The organism is Spirosoma harenae (assembly GCF_054776975.1).
Genome location: NZ_BAAHBD010000027.1, coordinates 344,995 through 362,900, shown reverse-complemented (window position 1 = coordinate 362,900; position 17,906 = coordinate 344,995). Strand labels below are relative to the sequence as shown.

The following is a 17,906-nucleotide window of genomic DNA, read 5'->3' as shown; positions in this document are numbered from 1 at the left end:
CACCGAACGGGAAAGCGGTGCCGAGAAGCCTCAGCACCGCTTTATCGTATCCGAATTGCTTTCACCCACTTATGGAATCAAAATTCGGGATGACTCATGTTTGTTTTATGGAGAAATTGTTTAACCTATATAAACAACTGGGAATTAGGATAGTTTTTTGTCATTCCGATGATAGTATGAATGACAAAAGTTTAAACAGTTTTGGATTTCATTATTGTCTTTTAACTATTCGCTAATGAGAATCCCGTTTCACTTCGCTTCCCGAAGCCCCGCGTAAGAAATCGAAATCGGCGCCTTCGTGAGCTTGCGTTACATGCCGAATGTACAAGTTCACGTAGCCCCGATCGTAGCCTAAATCAAGTGGTTTGAAATGAACAAGTCGCCCAGCCAGTTCTTCATCTGAAACGTGCAGATGTAAGCTTCGATTTTCGACATCCAGCGTAATCAAATCCCCGTTTTGCACCAGGGCCAGATTACCACCAACAGCGGCTTCAGGCGATACATGCAAAACGACTGTTCCAAATCCAGTTCCGCTCATTCGTCCGTCTGAAATTCGCACCATATCGTGTACCCCCTGCGCCAGAATTTTAGCCGGAAGCTGCATATTGCCTACTTCAGGCATACCTGGATAACCTCTGGGACCGACGTTTTTCAGAACTAACACACAAGTTGGATCAACGTCTAGTTCAGGATCATCAACACGAGCTTTATAGTCGTCAATATTCTCAAAGACAACGGCTCGGCCCGTATGCTGCATGAGTGCTGGAGTTGCTGCCGATGGTTTTAGAACGGCACCATTCGGGCAAAGATTTCCCCGCAATACAGCAATTCCCGACTCGGGTTTGAAGGGATGATCCACCGATGCAATAACAGCCGGATCATAGCATTGTGCTTCAGCACAGTTTTCGCCAATGGTTTTTCCATTGATTGTCAGTGCATCATTGTGAATGTATTGACGTAACTCCCGAATAACCGCCGGAAGCCCCCCCGCATAAAATAAGTCTTCGACAAAATGCTCACCGGAAGGCTGTAGATTAGTCAGCAATGGAATTTTAGCTGACAATTTATCAAAATCGTCCAGCGATAAATCGATTCCTATACGACCCGCAATGGCCGTCAAGTGCAGAATAAAATTCGTAGAACCACCAAGAGCCGCATTGACCATAATCGCATTCTCAAACGCTTGTCGAGTAAGAATTTTCGACGGTGTAATGCCTTCACGAACAAGCTCGACAGCGCGAACTCCTGTCATGTGTGCCAACACTTTTCGGCGGGAATCAGCGGCTGGGATCGTAGCGTTATCGGGCAACGCCAGTCCGAGCGATTCAACCATGGCGGCCATAGTTGAAGCCGTACCCATTACGGCACAGTGACCTTGCGAACGAGCCATGCTAGCTTCAGAAGCAATAAAATCAGCCTGACTCATCTCCCCCATTTTATACGCTTCAGCAAACCGCCATACATCACTTGTACCAATCTTTTTCCCCCGGAACCGCCCGGCCAGCATCGGCCCACCCGACACCACCAGCGTTGGAATATCGACGCTACAGGCGCCCATGACGAGCGAAGGAGTTGTTTTGTCGCAACCACACATCAGGATGACCGCATCGAGCGAATTACCACGAATACTTTCCTCAACGTCCATACTGGCAAGGTTGCGGAATAGCATAGCCGTTGGTTTGATCTGACACTCTCCCAGCGACATTACTGGAAACTCCAGCGGAAATCCACCTGCTTCCCAGACACCTCGTTTGATAGCCTCAGCTAATTCACGAAAGTGCGCGTTGCAGGGAGTCAGTTCTGACCAGGTGTTGCAGATTCCAATGACGGGTTTTCCTTCAAATTCATGGTGAGGGAAACCCTGGTTTTTCATCCAGGCGCGATAAATAAAGCCGTCTTTGCCGGTGCGACCAAACCAATCTTGCGAGCGTAAAGGCATTTTTTGTAATCAGTTAGCAATAAAAGTCTTTGCCCAAAAGAAGACCGAATGGGCAATCTACCGAGTTTCAATTAGTCATTATTCCGTTAATTCTGCAGCGTTGTCGAAACGATTTGTGTTTGTTCCGGTTCAATAGTCAAGTCAGAACCTAATACCGTTAGCGCGATTGGCTTCCTGGAAAAATTCTCCACGGTAACTTGCTGAGGGGTAGTTGTCACCTCCAGTAAAGCCCCCCGGAACCGAATCTTGAACGCCAATGATTGCCAGTTTTCCGGGCAATATGGATTAAAAATAAGTTGGTCTTTTTCAACCCGCATACCCCCAAATCCCTTCACAACGGCCAGCCAGGTACCGGCCATGCTTGTGATGTGGCAACCATCCTCCGTATCGTTATTGTAATCGTCCAGATCAAGGCGAGCTGTACGTAGATACATTTCGTACGCTTTTTCTTTCATGCCCAGTTTCGACGCCTGAATACTGTGCACGCAAGGCGATAGCGAGGATTCATGTACAGTCATGGGTTCATAAAACTCGAAATTGCGTTGGAGTGCAGCCGTATCGAACTCATCTTCGAAGAAATACAGCCCCTGCAAGACGTCGGCCTGCTTAATGAAACACGACCGTAAAATCCGATCCCATGACCAGTGTTGATTGATGGGTCGCTGCCCTTTGGGAATGTCGGAGACGGGCATAAGGTCTTTATCCAGAAATCCCTCCTGTTGGAGAAAAACGCCCAGTTCGTCATCCTGCGGTAGGTACATTTTATCGATAATCTGCCGAGCAGTCGCCAGTTCTTTGCCTTCCCGGAAATGAATCCGGTCGATTAATTCGGCGTATTTATCCTTGTCGAGCGTTTTCACTTTCGCTACCACTTCCGTTGTATATCGGAGCGTCCAGGCGGCAATGTAGTTCGTATACCAGTTATTGTTCACGTTGTTTTCGTACTCATTTGGCCCCGTTACGCCGAGAATTACGTATTTCTCTTTTGCCTTCGACCAGTTGACGCGCTGGCTCCAGAACCGACTGATCGCAATGAGTACTTCCAGGCCATATTCTACTAAATATTGCTCATCGCCCGTGTATCGTACATAATCATAGATAGCGTAGGCAATAGCTCCATTTCGGTGAATTTCTTCGAACGTAATTTCCCATTCGTTGTGGCACTCTTCGCCATTCATGGTCACCATCGGATACAACGCGGCCCCGGCCCGGAAACCAAGTTTTTGCGCATTTTCGATGGCTTTTCCCAATTGCTTGTATCGATAGACCAGCAGATTTTTTGCTACTTTCTGATCGGCCGTCGATAGGTAAAAAGGCAAACAATACGCTTCCGTATCCCAATAGGTCGATCCGCCGTATTTCTCGCCCGTAAATCCTTTAGGGCCAATGTTTAATCGCTCATCCTCACCAGTGTAGGTCTGGCTGAGTTGGAAAATATTGAAGCGAATTCCCTGCTGCGCGGCCGCATCGCCATCAATTCGAATGTCGGCAACCTTCCATTTATCTGCCCAGGCCTGTTTCTGCTCATACAACATCTTGTCAAACCCTTTTCGGGAGATACGCTGAATATATTGATGAGCTTCCTTAATCAACGTATCGGAATCGTAATTCAGCGACGACAGATTGACCGCATATTTATAAATAACGGTTTCCTGGCCCTGACGGCAATCGAGTGTGATGCGGTTGGCAACATATTTCTCGTACTTAATCGGTTGCGACTGATAGTCAATCTTCACACCATCCTGCTCGATCTCGACACACATTCCCGTTGCTACGTGGAAACCCGTTTTTCGGGTTCGCAACTCGACATACGCTTCACCATAGGCTGTTTCTTTACGTACTTCATCCCAAAACGTTTCGTCGTAGTTAGCATCCCGGTTGCGAATATCACCGTCGATATAAGGCGTAATGGTGATTTTAGCATCGAAGTTCAGCGGTTTAATAGCGTATCGAATTGCCCCTGATTCATCATCAACGATGGAGCAGAACCGTTTGGCCGTAACCTGCACTTCTTTACCACTCTTCAGCCGAGCGACAAACTGGCGTTCGAGATAGCCCTCCTGCATATTCAGCACACGTCGAAAATCGCGAACGTCGCAGTGTGCCAGGTCGAGGGTTTCATATTCTATTTCGATGTCGATACCGATCCAGTTAGCAGCATTCAACACTTTGGCAAAATACTGAGGATAACCGTTTTTCCACCAGCCAACGCGGGTTTTATCGGGGTAGTAAACACCAGCAACATAATTGCCCAGCATCGTTTTGCCGGAAAATTTCTCCTCAAATGAACCTCGTCCGCCCAATCGGCCATTGCCGAGCGACATAACGCTTTCGGTTATTTCATTGTAATCACGGTGAAATCCTTCTTCTACTATTTTCCAGGGGTCGTGGGTAAAATACTGTTTCATTCAAATCATAGGTTAACTACATTACTTTTCAGCTGCGTGCTGACTCGACTAGCATTATACTGTTTTTTGAGCAAAATTACCCATTTCCTGCTTTACCCGCATGGCTTGCTTCATATGCCGCTCAGAATGAGCCAAAAGCATTCGAAAGGCGTCGCCAAGGCGTATTTTCAGCCAATTCCCGAACAGCGTCATCACTTTATCACGATTCCAATCAAGGTAAATCGCTTTATTTAATAGACTATGCAGCAACGTTTGCAGGTCAAGAAATTGTCCGACTACATCAGCAGGAACTAACTCGGCAGCAGGTCGTGGACGAATCATTCCGGGCGCAGGCAATTTGATTTTCACCTGCGGATCGACTGCAAATAAGAGTGCTTTCCCAACAAAATCACTTTCCAGAGTCTGGTCTGTGGGGTTATTCTGCACCAGGCCAAGTTTTTCAACTTTATGCTGGATATTCCGAATATAGAATCGCTCGGCCAGATTTAGATGCTGTAAACATTCGACAATACTCCAGCGATCGGGAGCCGGTTTCCAGCGAAGTTGTTCGTCAGTCAATGGTGCAAATTCCTGTTCAACCGTTTGAAGGATAGCGGTTAGACGTGTTTGTAGATCGCGTGCTTCGGCCAGTTTTTGCATAGTGGTAGAAAATAGTGTAGAGAGGCAAAGAATTGCGTCTTATTCGCGTCAGCAACGCATCTCTACTGTGATTGCATCTGCACCTGTTGAAATAATTCGACGTCGCGTTTGGAATTGAGGTCAATGGCACCCGCTTCAAATGGCACTTCAGAACAATCGTTCCGATGCCGGACAATGACCCATTGTAATCCTTTATCTCCGTCAAGTTGAAGCAATTCTGTGATATAATCCCGACTAAACATAGCGGGTACGCCTATCTGCGTTCCGTATCGACAGGCAACAATACCGTTGCCGGACTCTCGTTGAACTTCGATCATATGCAGCAGTAACCCCAGTGACACTAGCGGCTGGTCGGTATGCAACACCAATACGCTTTCAATTTCTTTATGAGTCAGATACAATGCGGCCAAACCCGTTTTTAATGACGAAGCCTGGCCAGTCGCCCAACCGGGATTATCGATCAGCGTTACGGGAAGTCCAGCCAGTTCGTCAACCATCAGAGCGCGGTTAGCCCCTAGAACCACCACCACAGGACCACGTTGCAACGCTAGAGCGCTCTCAGTGATCCGACGAATCAGCGTTTGTCCTTTGTATACTAATAATTGCTTTGGTTCCCCTCCCATCCGAGACGAGTCACCAGCCGCCAATATAATCGTGCCTATTTTCAAGAGTATTCACGTTTGTTTAACGATACAATATAAGGTAAAGGGCCAAAGAGTAAATGAGCAAAAAAGGAAAGAGTGAAAGTTATCGTTAAAAAGTTCATTCGTTCACTGGAACGCCAGCCTGGTCTTTCGCTCTTTGAACACTTCATCTGGATAGCCAACCTGTACTAACGACAAGCCTTCTGCCGGAGCCGCTCGGCCAGCCGGCCGACGGTCACGAGCGATAATTATTCGCTCAACATCAGCCACATCTAATCGTCCCTGTCCGACGGCTAGCAACGTGCCGACAATTGCCCGTACCATACCATGCAAAAACCGATTCGCCCGAATATGAAATACCAGATCATTGTTTGGCTTTTGTTCCCAATAAGCCCAGTCGATCTGGCAATTAAATGTGCGCACATCCGTCTTAACTTTACTAAAGCTCTCAAAATCAACATATTTAAGAAAGATCGTAGCTGCTTCATTCATTCGATCAACAGCCAATTGCGGGGTAAACACATACGCCAATCCCTCACGAAAAGGATCTTTCCAACGACAAATCGTATACTGATAATAGCGAAATGTGGCCGTATAGCGAGCGTGATCATCCTGCCGAACCGGAAAGCAGTCGTATACAGCAATATCAGCCGGAATCAGGCTATTTAATGAGCGAAGCAGATGATCGGGCAGTGGCGTATCGATCTCAAAATGAGCAAATTGTTGATGCGCATGAACACCAGCGTCGGTTCGTCCACTTCCCACAATCGTTATTGATTGCCGTAAAACAGTCGATAAAGCTGTTTCAAGAACTTCCTGTATACTCAACCCATTTGGTTGACGCTGCCAGCCATGATAGTTTGTGCCGCGATAAGCCAGTTGAAGAAAATAACGCATAGCCACAAAAATACAATTTGGCTAGCTCTATAATGCATTAAGGGCTTCGCTTTCCAGGAAATCCCGAATACGAAGCCCCATTTAGAAGAGGAAGGCCCGAAAAAACAATCCGCCGATTTTAAGCTGGGGCGTATCGGGCATCAAGCAGTTATTTCGAAGCAGGTTGTGCTTTTGCTCAGCTAGTTAACGAAACCAACCAAACGTTTGTAAAAGTAGGAAAAAAGTACTGAAAATATATCTTGAAGGCGACCTATTGACCTGAAAAAAGTTATGGTAAGCCCAAAATACAGAACTTTATTTTACAAAATGCAAGATTAAGACCACAAAGTCAATTCATAAACCGTAGCTAACGCTATCGGTTATCAGATCTTATAACCGATCAACCTCAAAACGTAAATCGTCAATTAACTGTCGCAAACGATCCGTATTAGGGGCTGGAGGTGGCATTGTCTGACTAACAAATGCGCAAATTTCCCAAACTTCCAAGACGTCCTTTAAAGCCACTTCACGATTTGGTATATCGGCCCGATCGGCGGTAAGTAACAAGGTACCTTTGATCTTAACCTGATTATATACCCGTCGACAACAAATAGTCAGGCCAACAGAAGGCTGTGGAATGAGAAGAACATATTGTTTTCCATCAGCAATCTCGAACCAGTTTCGGATAAACTTCCCGACCAGTAAGGCCCCCGGAAACGCAAAGTCATCTCCCGCTTCAAAAGCGCGATAGGCTCCATCAGGTAGCGTCGGTAGATGCATCGTTGGCAAGCGATATAAAAAATCAGCTTGCTGATAGCGTTGTCCATACTCAGCAAACTGCCGTTGCATCACAACTGGAATAGGTAGTACAGACGACTGACTGGTTGATGGAGATTGTGCATTTCCTGACGGTTCGTTGTATACATTATTAAACGTTAACGGCTCTGCCGGACGGGTTGCAGGGACATTTGTAGATTGCCCAAATAACTCATCGACAGGCGGTTGCATAGGAGGCCGATTGCTGGGTTGACTAGTCTGATATGCTGTTGGCTGTGGTTGCTCCCGAACGGGTCGTGATTGGTCAGGACGTACTGGCGAAGTAATTACCGGTGGAATGGGATACTCGTTTGTACGACGTGGTTCGTCTGGAGTTTTATAATATTTATTTAGTACCGACGATAGCGGTTTAGGCTCTGGCGTTGGTGGAGAAGGTTGTGCAAAAATATCGGGGAAATCTGGATGCTGAAATGGATCATCCTCGTCAGCATCCAGCTTTCCATCGGTTCGGATCGTTGATAAACGAGATTCCGGCGATTTGGTGGTTTGCCCAAGCGGGATACTCAGGTTGGGTGTTTCGCGAATTTTACGAAGGTCCTGACGCGTCAATAGTTCAACAGTTGTATTGAACGCTTTCGCAATAGCCTGAATATTCTGCTGATTTGGATTCGCACGGCCTTCCTCGTAAGCCCCTAACAACGAACGCTTTATGTTTATTTTTCGAGAGAATTGCTCCTGCGTTAGGCCATTTAGCTTGCGCAGATAGCGAATGTTATCACTAACGAGCGTCATCCAGTTTGGGTAGATAAAGTTTCAGCTAAGATAAACGATTCATGATTTAAATCCATATCATCGGCTTTTTTGTACTTTTAGCCTAAAAAGTTTACCGTATTCGTTTTGCCTCGCGCATTCGTAGATCAACAAACGAACTTAGAAAACAAAGCCTTTCATGAACGCTTCACTTACTGTTGATTTCCGGAATGATATACGAGTTACTTTCGAGACCCAACGTCAGCATGCGTTCCAGATGGCGCTGACGACCGTTGATCAACGTCTCGAACGAATACGACGGATTCAAACCTGGGTTACTACACACGAAACGGTCATTCAGGAAGCCTTGTTTGCCGACTTTCGGAAACCCGCAGCGGAGGTAATGATTGGCGAACTACTACCCCTATATGCAGAACTGAAACACACGATCCGACATCTAAAAAGATGGATGAAACCTCAGCCTGTTCCTACTTCGTTAGCGCTGATAGGCACAAGAAGTTATGTTCGCCACGAACCGAAGGGTACAGTTCTGATCATTTCGCCCTGGAATTACCCATTTGCGCTGAGTATACGTCCATTAGTACTTGCACTTGCTGCTGGAAATACAGTAATTCTAAAGCCCTCAGAACTAACACCGCATACGTCTTCTGTAATCAGGAAAATGATTACAGAATTGTTTCTTTCTCAGGAAGTTGCCGTCTTTGAAGGAGACGCCCATGTATCGCAAGAGCTACTCGAACTGCCATTCAATCATATTTTTTTTACAGGAAGTCCGGCAGTTGGTCGAATGGTGATGACCGCAGCGGCCAAACATCTAGCCTCAGTTACGCTCGAATTAGGCGGTAAATCGCCTGCTCTGGTCGATGAATCGGCCAACCTGAAACAGGCAGCTGAACAATTGGCCTGGGGAAAATGCCTGAATAATGGACAAACGTGCATCGCTCCCGATTATCTGCTTATTCATCAATCAATCAAAGATCCATTCATACAAGCGCTTCGAGATAGATTAACAGCTATGTATAGCCCGGATGGCCAGCCTGTTGACATATCGGACAGTTACGCACGGATTGTGAACAGCCAACATTTTAGCCGACTTCGCGGACTGATCGACGATGCGGTTTCTCAAGGTGCAACGGTAACTATCGGAGGCAAACTAAATGCTAACCAAAATTTTATTGAACCGACTGTGCTGGAAAATGTGACAGACAACATGCAGGTTATGCAGAATGAAATTTTTGGCCCAATATTACCTATTGTTAGCTATAACGACATTGACGAGGCTTTACAAGCCATAAATCATCGCGAGAAACCACTTGCTCTTTACATTTATTGCCGGGATAAACGCCGAACTAACTACATTCTGGAAAGAACCTCCGCGGGCGACACGCTTGTTAACGAAGCGCTAATCCAATTTTCAAATGTCGATCTGCCCTTCGGTGGTGTTAATAATAGTGGTATTGGAAAGTCGAATGGATTTTACGGGTTTCAGGAGTTTTCCAATTTGCGCGGGGTAATGCACCGTGAATTTGGTACGCTAAACTTCCTTTACCCCCCTTACACTCCTACAGTGAGAAAGTTGATTAATGCCATTAAGAGATTCCTGTAACGTTTTTCGCGGCATTGAACTATAGCTAATGGGCATTTCGAAACACTTTTTTCATTGAAAATCCGTATCATTGATACGCATGTTTCGACACGTCTACCTAACACTGCTGTTGCTATCGATTTCAATCATAACAACAGCCCAATCGCTTCCAGTTCTCGATCAAAATCCGACCAGTCTGCATTGGTTCCGGATCAATACACCGCATTTTCGGGTGCTATATCCAGCCGGCTTTGACTCAACAGCACAACATACGGCTCAACGGCTCGAAAGTCTGTATGAGCCTGCCAGTGCTTCGCTTGGAAAGAAACCCCGGCCGATTTCGGTATTGCTTCAAAATCAGACTACTAATAGTAACGGGTTTGTTACTTTGTTTCCACGCCGGTCTGAATTTTTTGCCGTTCCTCCGCAAGATCCTGGTTTACTTGGTACTTACAACTGGCTTGATTTACTGGCAGTTCACGAATACCGGCATGTGGTTCAGAATGATAAAGCTTTGCAGGGCTATGGACGTGTACTATATACTTTATTAGGCAATACTGGCCTTTTTCTTCCTTTAGCAACTGTTCCCGATTGGTTTGCGGAAGGCGATGCGGTTAGCAATGAAACGCTTCTAAGTAATTCCGGGCGGGGTCGAATTCCTAATTTTGATTTAGGTATGCGAGCCAATTTATTGGCAGGCAATCAATTTGATTATCCTAAAGCGGTTTGCGGTTCGTTTCGGGATAATGTGCCGAATCATTATGTGCTGGGGTATTTTATGACCACTTACCTAAAACGGTCATACGGTCCCGATGTCTGGAGTCGGGTCCTGAATCGTAATTATCGTCGTTGGCCTTTTCCGTTTGCGTTCTCGGCCAGTATCAAAGAGGAAACGAAGCTTCGAACCGAAGATGTGTACAGAAAGACGATGGATGATGTGACCGAGACCTGGAAGAAGCAACAGGAACGACTCTCGATTACACCAGCAACTTTTTTTCAGGTAAGTGTTGAAAAGCAGAAAACGACAAAACCCGTTTTTACTAATTACCAGCATCCGCAATTCCTGACCGATTCAACTATACTGTGCGTCAAAAGCGGACTAGGAGCAACACCCCGTCTCGTTATTCTCACCAAAAATAGACGAGAGAAACCTATTCATGTTCAGGGCTTTACGAACGATCCGGGGATATTATCTGCAACACCGACCAAAGCTTGCTGGATTGAGTTTGGCTATGATCCTCGTTGGGGCCAACGCGTATTCTCGAACATTCGGTTGCTCGATCTTCAAACAGGGAAGCTCACGCGTTTGACCCACCGAGCTCGATATACGGCTGTAGCCATCTCCCCCGACAATCAGAAATTAATTGTAGTCGAGAATACGGATCGTTATAAAACGCATCTGGTTGTTCTCGACGCTCAGACAGGCAAGCCATTAAAAACGTTACCTAATCCCAGTAACGGCTTTTATCAGCATCCCCGGTGGCAGGATAATAAAACCATCGTAACAGTCACTCTGAAAGATGGGCTAAAAACAATACAAACAATTGATACAGAGAACAATACCATAGCCGATCTGCTGCCCCCTACGAACGAGAATATCAGTCATCCGCAACCCTGGAATAGCTACATTCTTTATAACTCTCCCCGATCAGGCATCGATAATCTGTACGCAGTTGATAAGCAGTCAAAACAGGTATTTCAGGTAACATCGCGACCATTAGCGGCTTATCATGGTGTCGTTTCGCCATCGGGAACTCAGTTGGCATTCGAGGATTTTTCAGCTATAGGCTACCGAATCGCGAGTATGACTCTCAATCCAAACGATTGGAAACCCATTACAGAACCGGCCCGTACACAGCCCGTCAACTATTTTGGGCAATTAGCCAGAACGGAACCTGGGGCCGCTGAAGGTCGCAGAATTTTAGCCGATTCATTGCCCACAACACCTACCTATACTCCATCCCGTTTTCGGCGACTGGCCCATGCATTGAATATTTATAGCTGGGGACCTGTTTTTAGTAGCACAGGGCAGGCACTTTCGATTGGCGTGAGTTCACAGGATTTGTTGAGCACTACTCAACTGAGTGCAGGTTATACCTATAATCAGAGCGAACGGACTGGCGGTTGGTATGCCCTCTTTAGTTACCAGGGACTTTATCCTATCATCGATGTCAGTTTCCAACGGGGTGGTCGCAGCACATCGCTTTACATCGATAAAGTCGCGCCCGCCGATAGTTTACGAACGGACCAGTGGGAATATAATCAGCTGACGGCAGGTTTTCGGCTTCCTTTGCAACTGACGAATTCTAAATACAGTCAGGCTATTAATCTTTCGGCTTATTACAATTATTTGCAGGTAATGGGGTACGATTTACCTTATCGTTACGTCAATGAAGTAGGCGGATCAGGATCACTCAATGCGCTTTCATTTGGGGCCAGTTATTCACATCTCTTACGACAAAGCAAGCGCGATCTGGCTCCTCGTTGGGGACAAACACTCGCTGTGAACTATCGCTTAACGCCGTTTGGCGGGAAATTATCGGGCGAACAATTGGGTATTCAGGCCAATTTATTCTTTCCCGGACTGGCTCAGCATCACTCCCTTCGTTTACGGGGAGGTTATCAATTACAGGACCAGGGTAATTATCAGTTTGGAGCAGCCGTATTTTATCCCCGTGGTGTATCCTATGTTGGAGATGATGAGATCAAATCAGGTAGTGTCGAGTATCGCTTACCGATTGCAGATACTCATTGGTCGCTGGGCCGCTGGCTCTATGTACAACGGATTAAGGCTGGTGGTTTTTATGATCAGGCCGATGGAAAAAGTACAGTTGAAATTCGGGATGCATTTGGTCGGCCCCGTGGTTACGAAATCATCCGTCATTCGTACCAGACAACTGGACTTGATGTATCGTTCATCTTCAATGCCCTACGCTTACGTACCTCCTTCGAAGCTGGTTTCCGTACGATCTACAATGTTAGTACAGGCCAATGGCTCATTCAACCACTTGTGATTGATATCGGAATATAACTTTTGTCATTCTGACCGTAGGGAAGAATCTCAAAACGTCCTTACAGGCAAGCTTAAGATTCTTCCCTACGGTCAGAATGATAAAATAAGTTTAATCAGCCTATGTTACCCTTTATAAAACACCCATTTCGACAATTCGCGGAAGGACACTTTTTTGCCGTACATCAAAATACCGACGCGGTAAATACGAGCAGCAATCCAGGTAGTGCCCACAAAACCTGCCACCAGCAACAGCATGGATAAAATCAACTCCCAGGCAGGTACACCGAACGGAACCCGAACCATCATGACTACGGGTGATGTAAAGGGGATTATTGAGGTCCAGAAAGCCAATGGTCCATCAGGATCTTTAACCGCAATTTGGGCAAACGCAATCGCGGCAATAATGGGCATCATAATCGGGAACATAAATTGCTGCGTCTCAGTCTCACTATCAACGGCAGCGCCAATAGCACCAAACAAAGCACTATAGAGCAGATATCCGCCTAAGAAATAGAAAAGAAAGCAGGCAATTATCAATGGAAGATTTAACGTTTTTATGGCCTTCATGACATTGGCAACGGGATTTTTATCTTTTGCCATCTTTTGCTGAACTTCACGCTGACCTGGCATTCCATCCATGCGGGAAGTCACAGACGATTGAGTCATTTCTTTCGACTGCCCCATAATACTGGAACCCAACGTAATTAGTCCGGCAGTCAAAACAATCCAGAGCATAAACTGGGTCAAACCAACCAAAGCTACGCCTACAATTTTGCCTAACATCAGTTGAAAAGGCTTCACTGACGAGATAATCACTTCGACAATTCGGCTGGTTTTTTCTTCCATCACACCCCGCATCACCTGCGTTCCGTAGATCAATACAGAGATGTAGATTAGTATTGCACAAAAACCACTGATAATTGTCGTAACAATGCCATTACTGCTTTTTTCACCCGTATCACTCAGACTGATTGTTTGTGCATCGACATTCACTTTAGCCTCTTCGATAATTTTCTGGGTGATACCGGCCTGCTCCAGTTTAATAGTTTCGATTTCCTTCGAAATGGCTCGTTCAATATTGCTCTGTAAGGCCAGGCTAACGCTTTTCTCCGCAAAAATCTGCACTGTTTTTGGGTATTCAATCACATCTTTGGGGATGAACACCAGGGCATCGTAGCCTTGCTTAACAAACGTTTTTTTTGCTTCAGACAAAGGTTTCTTTTGGTATGAAAACAGCGTTTCGTCATCGGCTTTAAACTTGTTAATGAATCGACCGCTTTCGTCTACTACAGATACTTTTTTCTGGTTAATCGAACTCACAGCGGCCCAGCCAATAATAGCATAGAACCCAAAAATCAGAATCGGTCCTAGAATCGTCATGACGATAAATGACCGTTTACGCACCCGTACGAGGTATTCGCGTTTTATAATGAGAAAAATTGTATGCATAATATAGGAGTAGTGTTGAACGATAAGTGATGAACGATGAAGTTAAATAGCGTAAGCACATATTGCTTATCGTTCATCACTCATCACTTAATCATTGTTTTCGCCGACGGTTTGGATGAATATGTCGTTCATGCTGGGAATATTCTCACCAAAGGATCGGATGGTTACGTGATCGATTAAATGCCGAATTAAGTCGTTCACCGAGGCATCAGGTGGAATTTTGATATCGGATCGGGAAAAGCCGTCGTCCTGCAAACGTGTATGCAATACCTCGAACACTACGGGCAGGCCCACCAATTCACCCTGATAATCAACATGATACGTATGCGTTTTAAACTGCTCTTTAATCGCGCGTTTGGCGCCGTCAAGTACTTTGTGGGAGCGATTGATCAGGGCAATATAGTCGCAGAGCTCTTCTACTGACTCCATACGGTGGGTCGAGAAAATGATCGTTTTTCCCCGTTCGCGCAGTTCCAGAATTTCATCTTTAATCAGGTTGGCGTTGATGGGGTCGAAACCAGAAAACGGTTCGTCGAGGATAATCAGATCGGGGTCGTGCATTACCGTAGCTACAAATTGTACCTTTTGCTGCATCCCTTTCGACAGATCCTGAATCTGCTTATTCCACCAGGTTTTAATATCGAATTTAACAAACCAGGTTTTTAGCATCTCCATAGCCTGCTTTTCGCTTAGACCTTTCAGCTGGGCCAGGTACAGGAGTTGTTCGCCCACCTTCATTTTTTTGTAAAGGCCGCGCTCTTCAGGCAGATAGCCAATCCGTTTGATGTGGTCAGGCTTCAGATGCTCCCCATCCAGAATTACCTCGCCCGAATCAGGGGCTGTAATCTGGTTGATAATACGAATCAAAGACGTTTTTCCAGCGCCATTAGGGCCTAGCAACCCAAAAATACAGCCCTTTGGCACAGACAAGCTCACATCGTCGAGGGCTCGGTGAGCCGCATATTGCTTCACAATGTGATGCGTTTCAAGAATGTTAGTCACGCGAATGGATTATGGTTTTATAGTTTAGGTTAACAACTGTAGTCAATATTTTCAGCACACGTTCAGCTTCAAACATCAAACTACGAACTTTAACCTAGTATTTACCAACCAATTTACGGATGAACTGCTACCCGGCGGTACAGACGGTCATAAAAAAGCCACAATCTGTACAGATTGTGGCTATATAAAATCAGAATCAGGACTGATCAGGCTTTCACAACAATTGTTTTAGCCCATTTATCCCCAAAACGTTTCCCTTCATCACTGAATACCATTAAGGCATCGACAAGCCCAAATAATGGAATCATCAGCGATACCTGACGGGTGATAGCTGTACCGTAATCACCAACGATGCTAGCTCCTGTATCTTCCTTGATCACCTTAATTCCCATGAGTTTTTTCCCTATACTTTGCCCCCCTAGAAAGCCACCTGTTTCAGGCAGTGCATCCTTCGTTAGCGCGTAAGCAATAGCGAGGAGAGTCCCAATCATATACAAACCGCTGGATACATAGCCTAGAATTATGAGCGGTATATAACTAACCAATCCATCAATAAAAGCAGCAATAAAGCGCTGGACGGGAGTAGCCTTAACGTAGGTACCGATGGGAGTGTATGAGGGTTGCACGCGTATAAGAGTTTAGGTGAAACAAAATTTAAAATCAATTCTCTAACCTACGAAAACAGAAGTAAATACCCATGCAAACCTACTCAAACGCAGAAGGTTTTATCAAACGGTAACTTCGTCACTCTCAACGGGCTGCGTCCTGAATTCTCCCTCCCATTTGGAGATAACACAAGTGGCAACGGCGTTCCCAGCCACACTGGTTGCTGATCGGCCCATATCCAACACCTGATCGATTCCAAGCAACAGCGCCAGTCCTTCAATGGGCAGATTGAACAACGACATTGTTCCGGCAATAACTACCAGCGACGCTCTGGGCACGCCGGCGATTCCTTTCGATGTAATCATCAGCGTAAGCATCATCGTAATTTGTTGCTCAACACTTAACGGCACATGGTAAGCCTGCGCAATAAATGCCGTTGCAAAAGTCATGTAGAGCATTGATCCATCGAGATTGAAGGAGTAGCCTAGGGGAAGCACAAACGAAATGATCCGTTCGGAACAACCAAACCGACGCAACGCTTCAATCGTTTGCGGAAAGGAAGCCTCCGAACTAGCTGTACTGAACGACAAAATAATTGCCGAACGCACTTCTTTCAGAAGCGAAAAATAAGGAATACGGGCCACCAGACAGATAGCCGCCAGCACAACGAAAATAAAGAACAGCAGACCACCAAAGAAACAGAAAATCAGGTAGACATAGCCGGATAAAATACCTAATCCCTGCTTGGCAACTACGGCTGCAATGGCTCCTAATACACCAAACGGAGCAAAGGACATTACATAACTCGTAATTTTGAACATGATATGCGATAACGCATCGAGGGCCTTGATCATAATTTTTCCCTGATCACCTACTGCTCCGACCGCAATACCAAAGAAGATACTGAATACAACAATCTGGAGAATTTCATTCGTTGCCAGCGCTTCGATGAAACTAGTTGGCACAATGTGTGTGATAAAATTCTCGAACGTCAGTTTCTGCACTTCCACTCCTGTATCGGTTCCCTTTGCAGGCAAAGGAAGATTCATCACTTCGCCCGGCTTCATAATATTCACAACCAGTAAACCGACAACTAACGATAGGATTGTTGCGAAGTAAAAATAAGCCAGAGTTTTTAGGCCAATCCGACCAACAGTGCCAAAATCACCCAATTTGGCGATTCCTACTACCAGAGTAGAAAAGACCAGCGGGCCGATAATCATTTTTATAAGCCGAAGAAAAATCTTGGACAGGATATTGAGGTCAGAACCCGAAAAGCCTGATCCGGTGTCTGGCCAGAAATAGCCAATCGCAATACCAAACACCATGCCCAGGAAAATTCGTGTAGTCAAATTCGGGAGTTTCATGCAGTACTAATTCGTTCGATAATTGATGAATGTTTTTCGATGTTGTCTAAATATCCGTATTTCCCGGGATTAAACAACAAACCTTCGTGAGAAAATCAGAAACGAATAGCCGCTGAGAAGCAGGCTAAACTGCCGATTACTAAGCAATAGGCTGGAATCCATTTAGTTAGTTTAGGCCTTAAACGTATATAGGTCACTTTCCAGCGTTTCAGGCGTTTCACAAGCCCTCCTGAGCTAACCTACCGCAAACACCATTTTTTTGCATGTTTAAAAAGCAGCCTTTATCATGCGACTTTGTCATTCACCTAAAAATTCCACTCGATAAGGAACGTCTAAAAACACGTCGATAAACGGGCTTTCGGCACGCAAATTGTATCCATAAGACCGGGTACAACAGGTAATCTGTCAGAAAAAACGGCGTTTTGAACGTAACATCATCGATTATGATCGTTTGAGCCGAATCGCCGGAATCAAGAAGTCGATGATGATGCTCCCAGTAAGTCAGGAAAAATGGAAGTCGGATGCCCCTATCCGTAAAATAAATTTCTTTCGAGCTGGTTTGCTGATCAACAATTCGACTTATCCAATCCTGACGGAATACGAAAAAGTTTAAACGGAGATGAACCAGATCATCCTTCAAGCATCCATCAAAGCGGACTACGCTTACGGGTGGAAATGCGGGGGTGAGCTTTTCAAACAACGTGCGATCAAAACCAGCCCAGACCTGAGGTAGCGATTGATCAACCGGAGTTTTAAGTAGTAAGCGCATGATAGGTATACGAATTGTAGGGCAAGATGCAGCAAAATACATTTACCGTTTACCAATCAGG

The 17,906-nt window shown here is 45.6% G+C and carries 13 protein-coding genes; 2 read left to right on the top strand and 11 right to left on the bottom strand.

Annotation, left to right across the window (positions count from 1 at the left end; all coding sequences use genetic code 11):
• Positions 1 to 232 precede the first annotated feature (232 nt).
• From ACYVE4_RS26570 to ACYVE4_RS26545, 6 genes are all read right to left on the bottom strand, one after another.
• Positions 233 to 1,939 carry an IlvD/Edd family dehydratase gene (locus ACYVE4_RS26570; protein ID WP_461043327.1) on the bottom strand — a complete coding sequence of 569 codons (1,707 nt, stop codon included), beginning with the start codon at positions 1,937 to 1,939 and terminating at the stop codon, positions 233 to 235.
• Positions 1,940 to 2,025: 86 nt separating this feature from the next.
• The gene (locus tag ACYVE4_RS26565; protein WP_461043326.1) at positions 2,026 to 4,347 is read right to left on the bottom strand and encodes a glycoside hydrolase family 65 protein; all 2,322 of its coding nucleotides are present in this window, start codon (positions 4,345 to 4,347) and stop codon (positions 2,026 to 2,028) included.
• A 54-nt stretch (positions 4,348 to 4,401) separates the two neighbouring features.
• Entirely contained in the window at positions 4,402 to 4,986 is a 585-nt protein-coding gene (locus ACYVE4_RS26560; RefSeq protein ID WP_461043325.1) for a DinB family protein, read from the bottom strand.
• 62 nt (positions 4,987 to 5,048) lie between these two features.
• Positions 5,049 to 5,654 carry a nucleotidyltransferase family protein gene (locus ACYVE4_RS26555; RefSeq protein WP_461043324.1) on the bottom strand — a complete coding sequence of 202 codons (606 nt, stop codon included), beginning with the start codon at positions 5,652 to 5,654 and terminating at the stop codon, positions 5,049 to 5,051.
• A 102-nt stretch (positions 5,655 to 5,756) separates the two neighbouring features.
• Entirely contained in the window at positions 5,757 to 6,527 is a 771-nt protein-coding gene (truA, locus tag ACYVE4_RS26550) for a tRNA pseudouridine(38-40) synthase TruA (protein ID WP_461043322.1), read from the bottom strand.
• A gap of 369 nt (positions 6,528 to 6,896) precedes the next feature.
• Positions 6,897 to 8,075: a helix-turn-helix domain-containing protein gene (locus ACYVE4_RS26545; protein ID WP_461043321.1), complete on the bottom strand. Its 1,179-nt coding sequence runs from the start codon at positions 8,073 to 8,075 to the stop codon at positions 6,897 to 6,899.
• A 157-nt stretch (positions 8,076 to 8,232) separates the two neighbouring features.
• Between ACYVE4_RS26545 and ACYVE4_RS26540 the strand changes: the two genes are divergently transcribed.
• Positions 8,233 to 9,660: an aldehyde dehydrogenase family protein gene (locus ACYVE4_RS26540; RefSeq protein ID WP_461043320.1), complete on the top strand. Its 1,428-nt coding sequence runs from the start codon at positions 8,233 to 8,235 to the stop codon at positions 9,658 to 9,660.
• Positions 9,661 to 9,739: 79 nt separating this feature from the next.
• Positions 9,740 to 12,670, top strand: a complete 2,931-nt coding sequence (locus tag ACYVE4_RS26535) for a hypothetical protein (RefSeq protein ID WP_461043319.1) — start codon at positions 9,740 to 9,742, stop codon at positions 12,668 to 12,670.
• A gap of 105 nt (positions 12,671 to 12,775) precedes the next feature.
• Here the strand turns inward: ACYVE4_RS26535 and ACYVE4_RS26530 are convergent, their stop codons facing one another.
• The 5 genes from ACYVE4_RS26530 to ACYVE4_RS26510 all read right to left on the bottom strand — a co-directional run bounded on the left by ACYVE4_RS26530 (position 12,776) and on the right by ACYVE4_RS26510 (position 17,845).
• Entirely contained in the window at positions 12,776 to 14,101 is a 1,326-nt protein-coding gene (locus ACYVE4_RS26530) for an ABC transporter permease (protein ID WP_461043318.1), read from the bottom strand.
• 87 nt (positions 14,102 to 14,188) lie between these two features.
• Positions 14,189 to 15,103: an ABC transporter ATP-binding protein gene (locus ACYVE4_RS26525; RefSeq protein WP_461043317.1), complete on the bottom strand. Its 915-nt coding sequence runs from the start codon at positions 15,101 to 15,103 to the stop codon at positions 14,189 to 14,191.
• A 206-nt stretch (positions 15,104 to 15,309) separates the two neighbouring features.
• Entirely contained in the window at positions 15,310 to 15,729 is a 420-nt protein-coding gene (locus ACYVE4_RS26520) for an RDD family protein (RefSeq protein WP_461043315.1), read from the bottom strand.
• Between the two features lie 102 nt (positions 15,730 to 15,831).
• Complete coding sequence (locus ACYVE4_RS26515; protein ID WP_461043314.1) at positions 15,832 to 17,076, bottom strand: dicarboxylate/amino acid:cation symporter; 1,245 nt, start codon at positions 17,074 to 17,076, stop codon at positions 15,832 to 15,834.
• A 301-nt stretch (positions 17,077 to 17,377) separates the two neighbouring features.
• Positions 17,378 to 17,845 carry an SRPBCC family protein gene (locus tag ACYVE4_RS26510; protein ID WP_461043313.1) on the bottom strand — a complete coding sequence of 156 codons (468 nt, stop codon included), beginning with the start codon at positions 17,843 to 17,845 and terminating at the stop codon, positions 17,378 to 17,380.
• Between the last annotated feature and the right edge of the window lie 61 nt (positions 17,846 to 17,906).

What these genes read in the sequence shown, in the direction of transcription:
- ACYVE4_RS26530 (WP_461043318.1), bottom strand. Translation starts at nt 14,101, where the DNA reads ATGCATACAATTTTTCTCATTATAAAACGCGAATACCTCGTACGGGTG.
- ACYVE4_RS26545 (WP_461043321.1), bottom strand. Translation starts at nt 8,075, where the DNA reads ATGACGCTCGTTAGTGATAACATTCGCTATCTGCGCAAGCTAAATGGC.
- ACYVE4_RS26565 (WP_461043326.1), bottom strand. Translation starts at nt 4,347, where the DNA reads ATGAAACAGTATTTTACCCACGACCCCTGGAAAATAGTAGAAGAAGGA.
- ACYVE4_RS26570 (WP_461043327.1), bottom strand. Translation starts at nt 1,939, where the DNA reads ATGCCTTTACGCTCGCAAGATTGGTTTGGTCGCACCGGCAAAGACGGC.
- ACYVE4_RS26515 (WP_461043314.1), bottom strand. Translation starts at nt 17,076, where the DNA reads ATGAAACTCCCGAATTTGACTACACGAATTTTCCTGGGCATGGTGTTT.
- ACYVE4_RS26510 (WP_461043313.1), bottom strand. Translation starts at nt 17,845, where the DNA reads ATGCGCTTACTACTTAAAACTCCGGTTGATCAATCGCTACCTCAGGTC.
- ACYVE4_RS26560 (WP_461043325.1), bottom strand. Translation starts at nt 4,986, where the DNA reads ATGCAAAAACTGGCCGAAGCACGCGATCTACAAACACGTCTAACCGCT.
- ACYVE4_RS26535 (WP_461043319.1), top strand. Translation starts at nt 9,740, where the DNA reads ATGTTTCGACACGTCTACCTAACACTGCTGTTGCTATCGATTTCAATC.
- truA (WP_461043322.1), bottom strand. Translation starts at nt 6,527, where the DNA reads ATGCGTTATTTTCTTCAACTGGCTTATCGCGGCACAAACTATCATGGC.
- ACYVE4_RS26540 (WP_461043320.1), top strand. Translation starts at nt 8,233, where the DNA reads ATGAACGCTTCACTTACTGTTGATTTCCGGAATGATATACGAGTTACT.